The sequence below is a fragment of the Arthrobacter sp. zg-Y1110 genome (genome assembly GCF_025244865.1).
In the GTDB taxonomy this organism is placed as follows: Bacteria; Actinomycetota; Actinomycetes; order Actinomycetales; family Micrococcaceae; genus Arthrobacter_B.
Genome location: NZ_CP104272.1, coordinates 963,491 through 977,790, shown reverse-complemented (window position 1 = coordinate 977,790; position 14,300 = coordinate 963,491). Strand labels below are relative to the sequence as shown.

Below are 14,300 nucleotides of genomic sequence, written 5' to 3'. Positions count from 1 at the left end.
AGTGCGCGAGTCCGCCACTGACCTCCTGGTTAGCCTTCCCGAAGATTCGAATGTTACGGATCTCCTGCTCCAAATGCATCGAAAAGATCCCGCCCGCGTCCTGTACGCGGTCAAGAACGGCGACAGCTGGGAAGACATCACCGCCGCGCAGTTCCTCGCAGAAGTTACCCGACTGGCCAAAGGCCTGATCGGATCCGGTGTCCGTCCCGGCGACAGCGTTGCCGTCATGTCCCGGACCTCCTACGAGTGGACCGTGGCGGATATGGCCAACTGGTTCGCGGGGGCCGTCACCATCCCGATCTACGAAACCTCCTCCCCCTCCCAGGTCGAGTGGATCCTCAAGGATTCCGGTGCCCGGCACGTGTTCGTGGAGGACGCACGTAAGGCCGACATCGTGCTGGCCGCCGCTTCCGCCCTTGAAGGGGAATTCTCCATCTGGCTGATGAACGACGGCGACGGCGCCGACACGTTCACCGGCCTCACCGCCGCGGGAAGCAGTGTCAGCGACGACACGCTGGAAACGGCCCGCAGTACCGCGAACCTCCGTGACACCGCGTCCATGGTGTACACCTCCGGAACCACCGGGCGGCCCAAGGGCTGCGAAATCACGCACGGCAATTTTGCCCTCTTCGGCGTCAACGTCATTGAAGTCCTGCCGGAAATGCTGAAGGTCCCCAACCCGACCACGCTGATGTTCCTGCCGCTGGCGCATGTGCTGGCGCGCGCGGTCCAGGTGGGCTGCCTGCACGCGGGCGTCAAGGTGGGCCATTCCCGCAGTGCGTCCGACCTGATGTCGGACCTCAAGTCCTTCTCTCCCACGTTCCTGCTGGCCGTGCCGCGGATCTTCGAGAAGATCTACACCGGCGCCCAGGCTTCGGCCGAAGCCGCCGGCAAGGGCAAGGCCTTCGAGGCTGCCGCCGCCACCGCCATTGCCTACTCCGAGGCGCAGGACTCGGCCGCCCGCGGCGGCCGCGGCCCGTCGGTGGCGCTGACCGTGAAGCACAAGCTGTTTGAACGGCTCTTCTACCCGAAGGTACGTGCGGTCCTTGGCGGAAACGCTGCCTTCGCCATCTCCGGTGCCAGCGCGCTGAGCCCGATGCTCGCGCACTTCTTCCGCGGCTGCGGGGTCACGGTGCTGGAGGGCTACGGCCTGACCGAAACCACCGCCCCGGCAAGCGTCAACCAGGCAACCCGCACGCGGGTGGGATCGGTCGGCCTGCCCATGCCGGGCACCACCATCCGGATTGCCGACGACGGCGAGGTCCTGGTCCGCGGAGCCGTGGTCTTCAAGGGCTACCACCGCAACCCTGAAGCTACTGCGGACGCCTTCGAGGGCGAGTGGTTCAAGACCGGCGACGTAGGCGTTCTGGACGACGACGGTTTCCTGCGCATCACCGGCCGCAAGAAGGACCTGCTGGTCACAGCCGGCGGCAAGAACGTGGCCCCCGGCCCGCTGGAAGAAAAGATCCGGGAGAACCGGCTGGTCTCACAGGCCATCGTGGTGGGCGAAGGCCGCCCGTTCGTGTCCGCCCTGATCACCCTGGACGAGGAGGCCCTCGCCGCCTGGAGCCGGGAGAACGGCGCCCCGGACGGTGTTGCTGCGGAGGATCCCCGGGTGCAGCAGCTGCTGCAGGAGTCAGTCGACGCCGCCAATGCAACGGTGTCCCGGGCCGAACAGATCCGCAAGTTCACCGTGCTGCCCAAGGATTTCACCCTGGAATCGGGCCATCTCACGGCCACGCTGAAGCTGCGCCGCAATGCGGTGATTGCGGATTACTCCGACGAGGTCGACAAGCTCTACGCCAAGTAGGCACACAGCGGCAATAAAAATCCCCCGTACCGATACCGGTACGGGGGATTTTTGTGCTGCGGGACTGCCGGTGCTCGACCTAGAGTGCTTCGAGGGACTCTGCGTAACGGCGGCGGGCGTCTTCCCGGGCCTGCTGAACGCGTTCCCGGCGTGCCCGGGTCGGCCAGCAGCAGACCAGCACGACAACGCAGGTGAGCAGCACCAGCGCGGCAATGGTGATCCCGGCGTCCATCCAGAACTGGGCCGGGAAGAGCCGGATCAGCGTGTCATCCAGCCGGAAGGTCCAGTTCCCGTTCGCGAAGAAGACGGTATGCAGCTGGGTGAAGAACTGTTCCCAGCCCAGAACGGCGAGGACGACCAGTGCCGCCACCAGGACCAGTGTGACCACCGCACCGGAGAACAGCGACCGGCGGATGCCGCCCGGGCTGCGGCGGCGCAGATAAAGCGCGGCGAAGAGGCTCAGGACCGCCATCACTGTCGCAGCGATGAAGGCCACCGTCAGCACCGTTTTGACGTCGGCCATGTGGCTGACTTCGCTGGCCAGGTACAGCGGTTCCCCGCCGTCCCCGACCAGGTCCCCCAGATACCGGGAGCCGCTGAAGTTGAGCAGGTAGTCCACGGCGTAGGAACCGTAGGTCATCCGGTCATCGGTGGAGAAGCCGTAACTGTCTGCCGGGAAACCGGGCCGATGGTACTCCGCCCACAGGAACAGGGGCGTCGCGACGGCACGGATGGCCGCGGCCAGCACCATGACCGGGAAGAACACGGCAATCATGACCTGCAGGACACGGGCCAGGACGGGCTTGCCCGCTGCTGCCTTCTCCCGTTCCTGTGCACGGCGCTGCGCTTCAGCCAGTGCCGGGTCGACGTCGTCGGCGTGGTCCGCCCTGTCAATGGCTGGCTCCGTCCCGCTCTCCGTCTCGGCAGAGTGGGCAATAACCGGTGTGACGGCAGTCTTTGTGGACTCGGTGGTCTCCGCGGCAGTGCCGTCCTGCACTTCGCCGTCGACGGCGTCGGATGTTTCCGGTTCGCGCTCCGGCGTCGTTTCGGAGTCAGTTATGGAGTCAGTTTCGGAGTCTCCGGACCCGTCGGCTTCATGCCGGCCGGCTTCATGCGCTCCGGAGGGCGCGGCATGCGGAAGGCCCTCCCCTGCTTCCACCGCGCCGGATGACGTTTCAGCGGATGCTGCCGCCGTTTCCCCACCCGCGCGGTCCCTGTCCTCGGGGCCGGCGTCGACGGCGTCGTCGGTGTCGTCGTCGTCGTCGGTGGAGGAATAACCGCTCAGGTCGGGCAGGGTGCTGGCCCGGCGCATGGGAAGCTGGCTGCGCTGGGCAACCTTCGGATGCCCGCCCGGGACGGTTCCACCGGTGCCGGCAGTTCCCGCTGCATCACGGTTTCCGGACGCAGCCGGGCTCTCAGCCGCTTCCCGGTTCCCGAGGTCAGCGTCTTCAACGTCCTCCGGGCCCTCCGGATCTTTCGGGTCCTCGAGCTGCTCCGGCGCCTCCGGGGTCCGCTCGACATCCTCGACGTCCGGCTCTTCGACGTCCGGCTCTTCGGCGTCTACGGGTGCGTCGCCTGCCTCATCTGCTGCAGCCTCCGCATCGGCATCCGCCCGCTGGGATGCGGTGAGGTTATCGAACTCCGCGTCCCAGTCGGCGTGTTCACTGGTCCCGGCGGGTTCCGGGGCAGTAGCGGCGTGGGAGCCCGATCCGTTGGGGGCACTCCCCTGCGGCGGCACTGAAGCCTCGGTTCCGTTGAGCGGCTCCCCTCCGGCCGTCGATCGATGCGTGGGGGTTTCGTCCTGACTTGCCACTGCTTCCTCTTTCACTTCCCTGAACTGTTCTCCGCTGGTCTTACACTCGACCCTACCGGGACAGCACCGGGTGGGCCGCACGCCACCCCGCGGCTAGGCCGTACGCAGATACACTCCGGCGTCGCGCGCCGACAGGTCACCTCGGTGACCGGCCCGGTAGGCCCTTCCGCCAAGGATGAGCGTGTACGCCCAGTACGCCGCAAATACTCCGAACCCGATGGTCAGGCGCAGCCAGGCCGGCAGGGGGCTGGGTGTAACGAAGCCCTCAACCAGTCCCGAGACAAACAGGACCACTACCAGGCCAAGGGCAACCGTCATCAGGGAACGTCCCTCCTGCGCCACGGCGGTCATCCGGGAACGCCGCCCGGGTGCAGCGAAAGCCCAGAAAATCCGCAGCCCGGCGGCTGAGGCAATGAAAATGGCGGTTAGTTCCATGAATCCGTGCGGCAGGATATAGGTGAAAAACACGTCCAGGCGGCCGTGTGCTGCCATCATGCCCGCGGACAGGCCCACGCTGACGGCGTTTTGGTACAGGATCCAGGGCACCCACAGTCCGGTGATGCCGAACGCGACCGCTTGGACGGCGATCCAGGCATTGTTGGTCCAGACCATGCCGGAGAACGACGCCGCCGGATTTTCGGAGTAGTAGTTGACGAAGTCCTCTTCGACATAGCGTCGGACCTCTTCGTCCGACCCCACTGCTGCCAGCACCCCCGGCGTATTGACGGCCCAGAAACCGGTCAGCCAGGCCACCAGGACGAAGGCTGCACCTATCGCAACGGTGAGCCAGCGCACGCGGTAAAAGGCGGCGGGGAGGGAGAAAACGAAAAAGTTCGCCAGGTCCTCCATGAAGTTGGACCGGCTGCCGGTGAACCGTGTCCGGGCGCGGGACAGGCGCATGGAGAGGGAGGCGGAAAGCGTTCCTTCCATGGCCACCGAGCGCACGATGGAAAGATGGGTGGAGGCGCGCTGGTAAAGCCGAAGCAGTTCGTCCGCTTCCGGGCCGCTTAAGCGGCGGCGGGCAGCCAGCTCGTCGAGGCGTTTCCAGTCATCGCTGTGCACGGCAGTGAAGGCATCGAGGTCCACGGTTACACCCTAACGGGTCGGTACAGTAGTCCCCATCACTTCAGGAGGACACGAATGAGCAGCATTGTTACCGGCGAAGCGGTAGTCCTTGAACTCCGTCCTGCCGGCTTCGCCGCGCGGATGGTCAGCGCCCTCATCGACGTCATCGCCCAGGTCCTCGTGTTTATCGGCTTGATGCTGCTCGTTGCGCAGGCCGTCGCGTCGTCGGACCCGGCCCTGGCACAGGCATTGTCGCTGAGCCTTGTGGTGCTGCTGTTTGTGTTGGTCCCGGCGGCGGTGGAAACCCTGACGCGGGGAAAGTCGCTCGGCCGGCTGGTCATGGGGCTGCGGATTGTCCGCGACGACGGCGGTTCGGTGCGGTTCCGGCACGCCTTCATCCGGGCGTTCACCGCGGTACTGGAGATCTACATGCTCGCCGGTTCGCTGGCCTTCATGGTGGCGTTGTTCAATGACAAGTCCAAGCGCCTCGGGGACCTCATGGCCGGCACCTACGCCCTGCGGGACCGGGTGGTGGCACCGCTGCCGGAACTGGTCGCGGCTCCCCCTGAGCTTGCCGGCTGGGCGGACCTGGCCGATATCGGCCGCCTGCCCGACGGGTTGGCCCGCCGCATCTCCCGCTTCCTGGCGCAGAGCGGACACATGACCGGAACGGCCAGAGTAGCGCTTGCATCCGAACTTGCCTCGGAAACCACTGCGTACGTATCCCCGCAGCCGCCGCCGGGCACGCATCCGGAGGCCTACCTCCGGGCGGTCGTCGCCGAGCGCCGGGACCGCGATTACGTCCGGCTGGACCGCCAACGGTGGCAGTCCCGGGCCCTGGCCGAACGGCTGCACCGGATGCCGTTCAGCGACTGAGCCCGGGCAGTCAGTACCGGTAATGCTCGGGCTTGAAGGGCCCGGCCACGTCGACGCCCAGATAGTCCGCCTGGCTCTTGGTGAGCTCGGTCAGTTCGACGCCGAGGGCGGACAGGTGCAGGCGGGCCACCTTTTCGTCCAGGACCTTGGGCAGCACGTAGACCTGGTTGGCGTAGGTCCCGTCGCCGTGCCTGGTGAACAGCTCAATCTGCGCAATGGTCTGGTTCGCGAAGGAATTGCTCATCACAAAGGACGGATGGCCGGTGGCGTTGCCGAGGTTCAACAGCCGCCCTTCGGAGAGCACAATGATGCTGCGCTGCGCGTCAGTGCCTTCGTCGAACACCCATTCATGGACCTGCGGCTTGATCTCGACCTTGCGGATTCCGGGAACCCGGGCGAGTCCGGCCATATCGATCTCGTTGTCGAAGTGGCCGACGTTGCCGACGATGGCCTGGTGCTTCATGGCGGCCATGTGCCTGGCCATGATGATGTCCTTGTTGCCGGTGGTGGTGATGAAAATATCGCCCTGCGCCAGCACGGATTCCAGCTTCGCCACCTGGTAGCCGTCCATCGCCGCCTGCAGCGCGCAGATGGGGTCGATTTCCGTGACGATCACCCGGGCGCCCTGCCCGCGAAGTGCCTCCGCCGCACCCTTGCCGACGTCGCCGTAGCCGCAGACCACGGCAACCTTGCCGCCGATAAGCGTGTCAGTGGCACGGTTCAATCCGTCCGGAAGGGAATGCCGGATGCCGTATTTGTTGTCGAACTTGGACTTGGTGACGGAGTCGTTGACGTTGATGGCCGGGAACAGCAGCTTGCCTTCGGCTGCCAGCTGGTAGAGGCGCAGCACACCGGTGGTGGTTTCCTCCGTGACGCCCCGGATGCCCTTTGCAATTTGGGTCCACTTCCCCGGATGCTCCGCCAGGCTGCGCCGCAGACGGTCGAGGATCACGGTGGACTCGTAGGAGTAGTCCTCGTCGCCGTCCTGCGGGTTTTCCGGTACATACCCCGCCGCTTCGAACTCCACGCCCTTGTGCAGCAGGAGGGTGGCGTCACCGCCGTCGTCGAGGATCATATTCGGGCCGCCGGATCCTTCGGGCCAGGTAAGGATCTGCTCGGCGGTCCACCAGTAATCCTCGAGTGACTCGTTCTTCCAGGCGAAGACGGGAACGCCTGCAGGTTCGGCCGCCGTTCCCCCGCCTACCACCACGGCGGCAGCGGCTTCGTCCTGCGTGGAGAAGATGTTGCAGGACGCCCAGCGGACTTCAGCGCCCAAGGCCGTCAGCGTCTCGATCAGCACGGCGGTCTGCACAGTCATATGCAGGGACCCGGCGATTCGGGCACCGGCCAGCGGCTGGCTTGGACCGTACTCGCGCCGCAGCGCCATCAGGCCTGGCATCTCGTGTTCGGCCAGGCGGATCTGGTGGCGTCCGGCTTCGGCGAGGGAAAGGTCGGCTACTTTGAAGTCAATGCTCACGCTGGAATCCTCACGGGTTCGCGGCGGGTCCGGGCGGTTAGCCCTCCTGCCGAGTGGCGGCGGCCTTCAGCAGAACCGGAATTCCTTCTTCCACGCGGTACCGCACCGGTTCGCCGCTTGCGTCGGGAACGGTCGAAACGAGTTCGTCACCGTCCTGGACGAGGACGGATCCGGTGGCAGGGCAACGCAGGACATCGAGGAGTCCGGCTGTCAGATTGGCCATTAATACAGCACTTCCTTGAAATCGGGTGCCGCGGTGGGCGGCGCATCACAGCCAAGCCTAGCGCCTGGGAGGCAGGTACCAAGGCGCAGGGCGGTGCCTAGTTCTGTTCGCGCAGCACCTTCAGGTGCGCCCGGCGGGTCCCGGGGGTTTCGGCGGGTGGCTCCAGGGTGTGCTTTCCGCTGCGCTGCGGCTCCGTGCCGTCCTCTTCCGTAGCCTTCGCCGCCTGTTCACGTACGGCGTCCACCAAAGCGGAGAGTTCATCACTGGTCGGAGTCCGGGGCTGGCCCTCCAGGTTCAGGCGGACGAGTTCCCATCCCAGCGGTGCGGTAAGCCGGGCGGAGTGGCCGGCACACAAATCGTAACAATGCGGCTCGGCGTAGGTGGCCAGCGGGCCAAGCACTGCAGTGGAATCGGCGTATACGTAGGTCAGCGTAGCTACCGCCGGATGGCGGCAGGCTGACCGGGAGCACTGGCGTAAGGATTCCACGGAGGATCACTTTACCCGTTCCCTGCGCGGCGCCCGTGCAGGCGCGCCGGAGCCGCGGCCCCGGGCCCGGCTGCGACGTAAGACGGTTGCACAAAAAATAAGGGGTCCCCGGGGCTGGGGCCAGCGGTTAGAGTTCTTACATGTCCATGGGATCTTCATTCCGGGTGCGCCTCGATGATGAGTCGAATGCCGCAGCCGCCTCCTCCCCCGGTGCGCCGGCGCGGTCCTTCCGGCAACGGCGGCGCAACCGGCACGGGCGCGGCCTGCGGGGAGACGTGATCCCGCCGCATCTGGCCGGTGCCCGCACGCGCGCGGAACGTTTCGACGAATGGGTACTGGAATCAGCGCAGCGACTGGAACGGCTCTGGGGCGAACGGATCCAGTCCTACCAGTTCGTGGTCGAGGAGATCCCTCCCGGACTTGAGGAGCTGGCGCGTTCCGGCGGACCCATTCCGCTGGGCGCCGGGACAGCCTCCGCGCCGAACCGGCCGCCGGTCATCACCATCTACCGGCACGCCGTCGAAACCTCTGCCCGCTCCCTGGTGCCCGTCAGCGAGCTGGTGCATGACGTCATCGTGGAGCAGCTGGCGATCCTGATGGGAATGGACCCGGAAACCGTTGATCCTGCCTACGGCCGGTTCCGCCCCCTGTAACTGAGGTCTAGTACCCCACACCCACCTGTACGCGGCTGCCGCCTACGGTGCCCCGGGGCAGGGGCACTACGCTGATCCCGGTGTCTCCCCCGGTCACTATCTGTGCCCCGTAAACCGGTGCTCCGGTGGCACTGACCAGGACCGCGGCGGCGGGTCCACCCAGATCGCCCGGGTTGACCACGGTAGTGGAGGCCGCTTTGAGCTGCACCGTCTTCTCGGCCAGCAGGGCGCCGTCGGCGGTGACAGCAGCGAGGCGCACTTCGGACGCCCCTTCCGGCGCCGTGAACGAGAGCGCGGAGTCTCCTGAGGCCAGTACCGCCAGGTGCTCGCTGCCAAGGCGTTCGCCGGCAGGAGCAACGGCAATATCGGTCCCCTTCTCGGCATCGGAACCGCGGCTGAAGACGGCTGACGCGGCCACGGCGACGTCGGACGTAATATCCAGCGTGTAGGTGCCTTCGGGCAGCGTATCCAGCGGAAGGCGCGTCACCGTGCCTGCCGCAGCGTTGTAGCTTCCGCCGCCCTCCAGGACGGCTTCGCCGTTGCTGCCGAAGACGCGGACATTCACGACGGCGTCGCTGCCGCCCGGAACCGCTATCTGCAGTGACGGCGTCACCGACGCGTAGCCCTCTTCCTTCGCCAGGTTGCGGGTAGCCTCCGGGTTCTGGATGCGCACGCCGCTGACCACCTGTGCCGGGCCGGGAGCCGCCGTGGGCTGGATCAGCTCCACACCGCCGGGGGTCAGGCCCCGCAGCAGGTTCTGCGAAATCACCGCTGAAACCGGTCCGCCCGAGCTCCGCACCCGCACGGCCAGGGAGTCCTGGTTGGCGGCGAGTCCGGCAAGGACCACTGACTTTGTTTCGCCCGGGGCCACCGCGATGCCCCGGGTGCCCGGCCCTTCCACCGGACCGGCAGTGCCGTAAAGTTCCAAATCGACATCGGCGGGGGTCAGGGACGGGTTGGTTAACTGCAGCACCGCTGTGGCGCCGACGTTCGTTCGTGCTCCCACCAGCCAAAGGTCGTTGGCCGGGGCCTGGCAGGTGGCCGCCGTGAGTCCGGCCAGATCGCCGTCTGCAGCGGTATAGGTCATGGTGGCGCCGGCCGTGACCTGCTGGGCACCGGCAGGCTCGGCGCTCAAAAGCGCCGCCGCGGAGACCGGCGTCTCGCGTACGACGCCGGCGGTCCGCTCTCCGGCGAGCGGTGCGTCCGTGCCGCCGCCGATGCCCTTGAGGACCGAACCGTCCGAGGCTGCCGACAGTTCGGCGGCCGGCAGCGGGTTGCCCGCATCAGCCAGGAGAACCGCGCTCACTACGGACTTGGCAGAGGTGGACTCCGCGCTGAACTCGGCGTCCGTACCGGCCGTGTTGCCGGCGAGCAGCCGCGGCGGCTGCGGGCACACGCCGGTCAGGGGCCCGGCGGGAACTTCGGCATAGGGAACGTCTACGGCCCCGCCTGCGGAACCGGTTCCAACTAGCGATGTCCCCGCCGCCAGGGCACCGGCAGCAGTCAGGAGCAGGATCCCTGTTGTCCAGCGTCCGGCGGTCCTGGCGCCGCCGGAACCGGCCCTGCGGGCAGTGGCTCCGCCAGGTTTGGAGCCGGCGGGCGTCGGCGAAGTTGATGAAGGCGTTTCCGGTGCCTCCGGGCGCAGCTCAGCCTCTTCCTCCGTAGAAGGGAGTTCTTGCTCCCCCGGCTTGCTGCCGGACTTGTCCCTGCTCATTGCTGGCTTCCTTCCGGGGTCCGGTCAACCCGGTGCGGGCCTGCGCCGAAGGGCACGGGCGATTCCTCTTTTGCAGCTGTCTGTGCCGGACCGGGTACCGGTCCGGCCGTAGGCTGCGGCTCGTTTGCCGCCGTTGGCGTCTCGGGCAATTCCCGTTTGCCGGGAAGGCGGACAGTCTGGCCGGTGGGCGTGGGAAGCGCCAGGAGCACGGTCAGGCCGATCACCAGGATCTGCAGCGCCTCAAGCCACGGCGAGGCTGCGCTGGCATAGTCCACGCGGAGCTCTCCGCCCTCGGCAGGCAGTTCGAAGGCCTGCGCCCACTGATGATCCGTCGCGGTCAGCGGGCTGCCGTTCAGGCTGGCCTGCCATCCGGCGTCGGCGCGTTCGGCGAGGACCAGTAGGCGGCCTTCCGCGCCGGCGGGGATGGAGGTGCTGATGTCTTCGGTCTGGGACGGCACGGCCGCCGCGGTGCTGCCGTCCGCATTGAGGATGCGCGCCCTGGCACCAAGGCCGGACTGCGTTTCCGTACCCGCTGCGCTGAGCGGTTCGCTCACCCGCCACAGCCAGCCGGAGTCGGTTTGTCCCACTGCGGACAAGCCGGGTACGGAGTCCATCCGCCCGGCCAGCAGCTCGGCGGCCGTATCGGATTCCTGCAGTACCACGAAGGCGACGCCGAGACGGGCGAGGTCTGCCCGCGGGTCAACTCCGCTGCCCGCGGTAATCGCGGCCACCGCTCGGCGCAGGTCAGCAGTCGCCGGATCGTCGTCCGCCAGCGTTTCCCTGCCGGCACCGCCCTTTACTCCGCGGGCGGCGTAAATGGTGGAAAGCTGCTCCAGGGTTGTCCCGCCGCCGCGCATGAGCGCTGCCGAGACATTGCCCTCCGCGTCGACATGAAGGACGAGGCTGCGTGACTGTGTAGTGTCGTTGCCGGCATCGGCTGCCGTGGCGGGCAGGCTGCGGTCTTCTGCACTCTGGACCTCCAGATTGGTGCCCGGCAGGATAGCTGCGGCGGCCCCGTCCGGGGCCTGGGTTCCGGGGAACCCGCTGCCGGTGAACTGCGGGATGACCCAGAAGCCGAGGCTGGCGGCGGGACCGGCCGCGAGCACCGTTCCAAGCACCACGGCCAGGACGCGGTTGCTGCGCGCAACCGTGCGGCGCCGAGCACCGGACAGGAGGTCGCCGGCAAAGACCAGCGCCGGGCAGAGAAGCAACAGCGTGCAGGCGGAGACGAGCGGGCCCGTGAATGCCGTCACCACGGCATCCGGCGCGGCAGCGGTTCCCAGGTAGGACGCTGCGGCGTTGAGCGCCAGGGCCGTCACGACCAGCAGCCAGCTCAGCCTCGCCAGCGGCGCGGACCGGGTGCGGAAAAGGGCAAGGGCAGCCAGGAACACAACCGGAGCACCGACCAACAGGGCCAGGGCCAGGTTCCAGGGTCCGACCGGAAGCAGGCCCGCCAGGGTGCCGTTGATGTCGAAGGCCAGCGGATAACCGAGCAGTTGCTGCCAGGCCTCGGACCGGATGAAGGCCAGCGGCATGCCGGGATCCGCCACGACAGCGCGGAGGTTGGGCGCCGCCGAGAGGACCTGCGGGAGCAGGAGGACAGCGCCGGGCAGCAGGGACCACCACAGGGTCCTTGCACGGCGCCGCAGTCCCAGCGTCAGGAGGAGCACCGCGGCGGCAGCCAGCACGAACACCAACGGCGCGGCAGCAGTGACGGCGGCCAGCAGAAGGCCGGCGGTAGCGGCTGCGGTCCAGGACGCGGCTCCCGCGGGTACTGCCGTCCCGGCGGGTCCTGCCGTCCCGGATGCTGCGGTCCCGGGTGCTGCGGTCCCGGATGCTGTACCCGAGCCAACGGCGCGGGCAACCGCCAGCACCGTAAGGGGAAGCAGGAGATGGACAATCAGGGCACCGAGCCGGCCGCTGCCCAGAGCCACTTGGAACGCGGGAACCGCTGCCCAGAACAGGGCTGCCCAGAAGCGCAGCCCGCGATGGCTGGTAAAGGCTCCGGCGGCGAACCAGGCGCTCAGCCCTGCCAGCGGGAGCGCAAGGAACAGCAGGATCAGCAGGGCGGCATTGCCGTTGCCGAATCCGGCGATCGCCAGCAGTGTGAGGACAAAGTTGAAGGGGTCGCCATGGGCCGGGGCTCCGGACCCCAGCTGTGCCCACCAACCGGTAGCGGCGGCCCAGACTTCGCCCACACCCTGTCCCAGGGGCACCAGCGCCCCGCCGGCCACGGCCGAGGCACCGAACAACCGGTGCAGCCCGGCCAGGGAGAACCCTGCCAGCAACAGCACAGCAGCAACGGCGCCAAGCCCTACCCAGGCGCGCCCGGGACCTTCCAAGGCAGCAAAGTCGTTATTGGTGTCCCCGCTGGGGACGTATTCGGCGCTGCCTGTTTCGGGAGTTTCCGGCGAAGCGGCCCGGTACATTGTCCGCCGGTGCTCCCGGACCTCCCTGCTGCCACTGCGCAGTGCATTGACCGCGTTACGCGGGCGCCGCCGGGTAACCGCTGCCTGCCGTCGGGAGCGGTAGAGATCGACCGGTCGCAGGACCGCTGCGGCACTGGTGAGCAGCGAGGACACCGCATACGCGGGGTCCTTGGCCACCATTCCGAGGAAGAAGCGGCCAATGCCGCCCAGGACCGCACCTACTGCAAGGAACGGCACCTGCCACAACGGTGCGTGCTTGAGCCGGAGGAAGATCTCCGCCCGTCGGGCAGCGGATGCGGAGGCCGCGGGGTTGGGACGGTTGCCCGCGTGGCGCATCCGTGCGGAAGGCACCACCACCACCCGGTTTCCGGCCAGCCGGTTCCGCCAGCAGAGGTCAATGTCGTCTCCGCTTCCGGGCAACGCGGGGTCGAATCCCCCCAACAGGTCCCAGGCGTCGCGGCGGATCAGCATGCCGGCGGAGTTCACGGCAAAGATGTCGCTGCGGGAGTCGTACTGCCCCTGGTCCAGCTCATCTGCGTCGATGAGCGTGAGCCTTTCGGCCCACCGGTTGATGCTGACACCCACGTCCACCAGGCGTCGGTCGTTATCCCATTCCACCTGCTTCGCACCGGCAATGGTTACGGAAGGAGCGCGCTCAACGGCAAGGAGCAGTTCCTGCAGTGCCCCTGGATCCGGAGCCGAGTCGTCATGCAGCAGCCAGATCCATTCCTGCACGCTTCCGACGCCGTCCTCGGTGCCGCTGCCGGAAGCGGCACCGCTGCCGGTGACGCGCAGGTTGTCCGGGAGTTCGGCCAGGCCCGCAGTCACAGCTGCTCCGAAGCCGCTCCGCGCCGGAACTGCGATGACCGGGCTGCCGACCGGGAGTCCCAGCTGCAGCAACGAGGCGCTGGCATCCGTGGAACCGGCGTCCACACCAATGCAGAAGTCCGCAGGCCGGGTCTGGGCCGTCAGCGCGGAGAGTGTATCGGGCAGATAAGAGGCGCCGTTATGGGCTATAACAACGGCGCAGACATGGACTTGCGAATGAATTAGACTGCCTGCTTCCGAAGCCGACGGCGTTCGCGCTCGGACAGGCCGCCCCAGATTCCGAACCTCTCGTCATTGGCCAGTGCATATTCGAGGCATTGCGAACGCACGTTGCAGGCGGCGCAGACCTTTTTGGCGTCCCTCGTTGAGCCGCCCTTTTCCGGAAAGAAAGCCTCGGGATCGGTCTGTGCGCAGAGGGCATCCGCCTGCCAGCCCAACTCGCCTTCGTCGGCGTAGTCCTGGCCCAGGCCGGGCAGTCCGATCCAGACGGGCCGGCTTTCGGACTCCGGCGGAGCCTGGAACAACGAAACGGGCGGGTCGAGGACAAGCTCCTCGTCGGCAGGAGCATCCGCCAGCGCCTCATGCGCAGCAAGGAAGGCAGTGGCCTGGTCCTCGAGGGTGCCGGCGGTTTCCCTGCGGTAGCGCTCGGCAGCAGCCGGGTCTGCAGGATCCACGTACCAGTCGACGGGCACGCCCCTTGAGCCGTAGCTGGCCGAAGCCTGCCCGGCAATGACCGTGTTGTCCTGCGTTTCTTCTGCTTGCCCCATGGAGTCCTCCCGGTGTTACTGCTCCAGCGGCGGCTGTGTGGTCGAGCCGGCGGGGCCTGGGCCCTGCGGGTCCTCCCATGTGGCTGGAACAAATCCGATACCTAATTACACGTGTGTAATACGGCTCCGTCAAGCTGTTCAGGCATCCTATAGAGTTC

The 14,300-nt window shown here is 67.4% G+C and carries 11 protein-coding genes; 3 read left to right on the top strand and 8 right to left on the bottom strand.

The window, feature by feature from the left end:
- The first annotated feature begins 1 nt into the window (after position 1).
- Complete coding sequence (locus tag N2K99_RS04595) at positions 2-1,810, top strand: long-chain fatty acid--CoA ligase (protein ID WP_227934012.1); 1,809 nt, start codon at positions 2-4, stop codon at positions 1,808-1,810.
- A gap of 79 nt (positions 1,811-1,889) precedes the next feature.
- Here N2K99_RS04595 and N2K99_RS19055 read toward each other — a convergent pair whose 3' ends face one another.
- Complete coding sequence (locus N2K99_RS19055) at positions 1,890-3,638, bottom strand: TIGR01906 family membrane protein (protein ID WP_312847329.1); 1,749 nt, start codon at positions 3,636-3,638, stop codon at positions 1,890-1,892.
- Positions 3,639-3,716: 78 nt separating this feature from the next.
- The gene (locus N2K99_RS04585; protein ID WP_227934011.1) at positions 3,717-4,709 is read right to left on the bottom strand and encodes a stage II sporulation protein M; all 993 of its coding nucleotides are present in this window, start codon (positions 4,707-4,709) and stop codon (positions 3,717-3,719) included.
- 54 nt (positions 4,710-4,763) lie between these two features.
- On the opposite strand from N2K99_RS04585, the gene N2K99_RS04580 reads away from it, so the two are divergent.
- On the top strand, positions 4,764-5,564 hold the full coding sequence (locus N2K99_RS04580) for an RDD family protein (protein WP_227924277.1): 801 nt from the start codon (positions 4,764-4,766) through the stop codon (positions 5,562-5,564).
- 10 nt (positions 5,565-5,574) lie between these two features.
- Here N2K99_RS04580 and ahcY read toward each other — a convergent pair whose 3' ends face one another.
- The 3 genes from ahcY to N2K99_RS04565 form a co-directional block, all read right to left on the bottom strand.
- On the bottom strand, positions 5,575-7,041 hold the full coding sequence (ahcY, locus tag N2K99_RS04575) for an adenosylhomocysteinase (RefSeq protein WP_227924276.1): 1,467 nt from the start codon (positions 7,039-7,041) through the stop codon (positions 5,575-5,577).
- Positions 7,042-7,078: 37 nt separating this feature from the next.
- A complete protein-coding gene (locus tag N2K99_RS04570) occupies positions 7,079-7,264 on the bottom strand; it encodes a Trm112 family protein (protein WP_227934010.1) in 186 nt (61 codons plus the stop codon).
- 97 nt (positions 7,265-7,361) lie between these two features.
- Complete coding sequence (locus N2K99_RS04565; RefSeq protein WP_227924274.1) at positions 7,362-7,751, bottom strand: DUF3499 domain-containing protein; 390 nt, start codon at positions 7,749-7,751, stop codon at positions 7,362-7,364.
- Positions 7,752-7,891: 140 nt separating this feature from the next.
- On the opposite strand from N2K99_RS04565, the gene N2K99_RS04560 reads away from it, so the two are divergent.
- Positions 7,892-8,404: a metallopeptidase family protein gene (locus tag N2K99_RS04560; protein ID WP_227924273.1), complete on the top strand. Its 513-nt coding sequence runs from the start codon at positions 7,892-7,894 to the stop codon at positions 8,402-8,404.
- 7 nt (positions 8,405-8,411) lie between these two features.
- Here N2K99_RS04560 and N2K99_RS04555 read toward each other — a convergent pair whose 3' ends face one another.
- The 3 genes from N2K99_RS04555 to N2K99_RS04545 all read right to left on the bottom strand — a co-directional run bounded on the left by N2K99_RS04555 (position 8,412) and on the right by N2K99_RS04545 (position 14,142).
- A complete protein-coding gene (locus tag N2K99_RS04555) occupies positions 8,412-10,118 on the bottom strand; it encodes a DUF5719 family protein (RefSeq protein ID WP_227934009.1) in 1,707 nt (568 codons plus the stop codon).
- Positions 10,115-13,519, bottom strand: a complete 3,405-nt coding sequence (locus N2K99_RS04550) for a glycosyltransferase (protein ID WP_396127082.1) — start codon at positions 13,517-13,519, stop codon at positions 10,115-10,117. Before N2K99_RS04550 ends, N2K99_RS04555 begins: the two co-directional genes overlap by 4 nt.
- A gap of 77 nt (positions 13,520-13,596) precedes the next feature.
- The gene (locus tag N2K99_RS04545; protein ID WP_231709589.1) at positions 13,597-14,142 is read right to left on the bottom strand and encodes a WhiB family transcriptional regulator; all 546 of its coding nucleotides are present in this window, start codon (positions 14,140-14,142) and stop codon (positions 13,597-13,599) included.
- Positions 14,143-14,300: the final 158 nt, after the last annotated feature.

Coding starts and splice junctions, on each gene's coding strand:
- N2K99_RS04580 (WP_227924277.1), top strand. CDS start 4,764: ATGAGCAGCATTGTTACCGGCGAAGCGGTAGTCCTTGAACTCCGTCCT.
- N2K99_RS04545 (WP_231709589.1), bottom strand. CDS start 14,142: ATGGGGCAAGCAGAAGAAACGCAGGACAACACGGTCATTGCCGGGCAG.
- N2K99_RS04570 (WP_227934010.1), bottom strand. CDS start 7,264: ATGGCCAATCTGACAGCCGGACTCCTCGATGTCCTGCGTTGCCCTGCC.
- N2K99_RS04560 (WP_227924273.1), top strand. CDS start 7,892: ATGTCCATGGGATCTTCATTCCGGGTGCGCCTCGATGATGAGTCGAAT.
- N2K99_RS04555 (WP_227934009.1), bottom strand. CDS start 10,118: ATGAGCAGGGACAAGTCCGGCAGCAAGCCGGGGGAGCAAGAACTCCCT.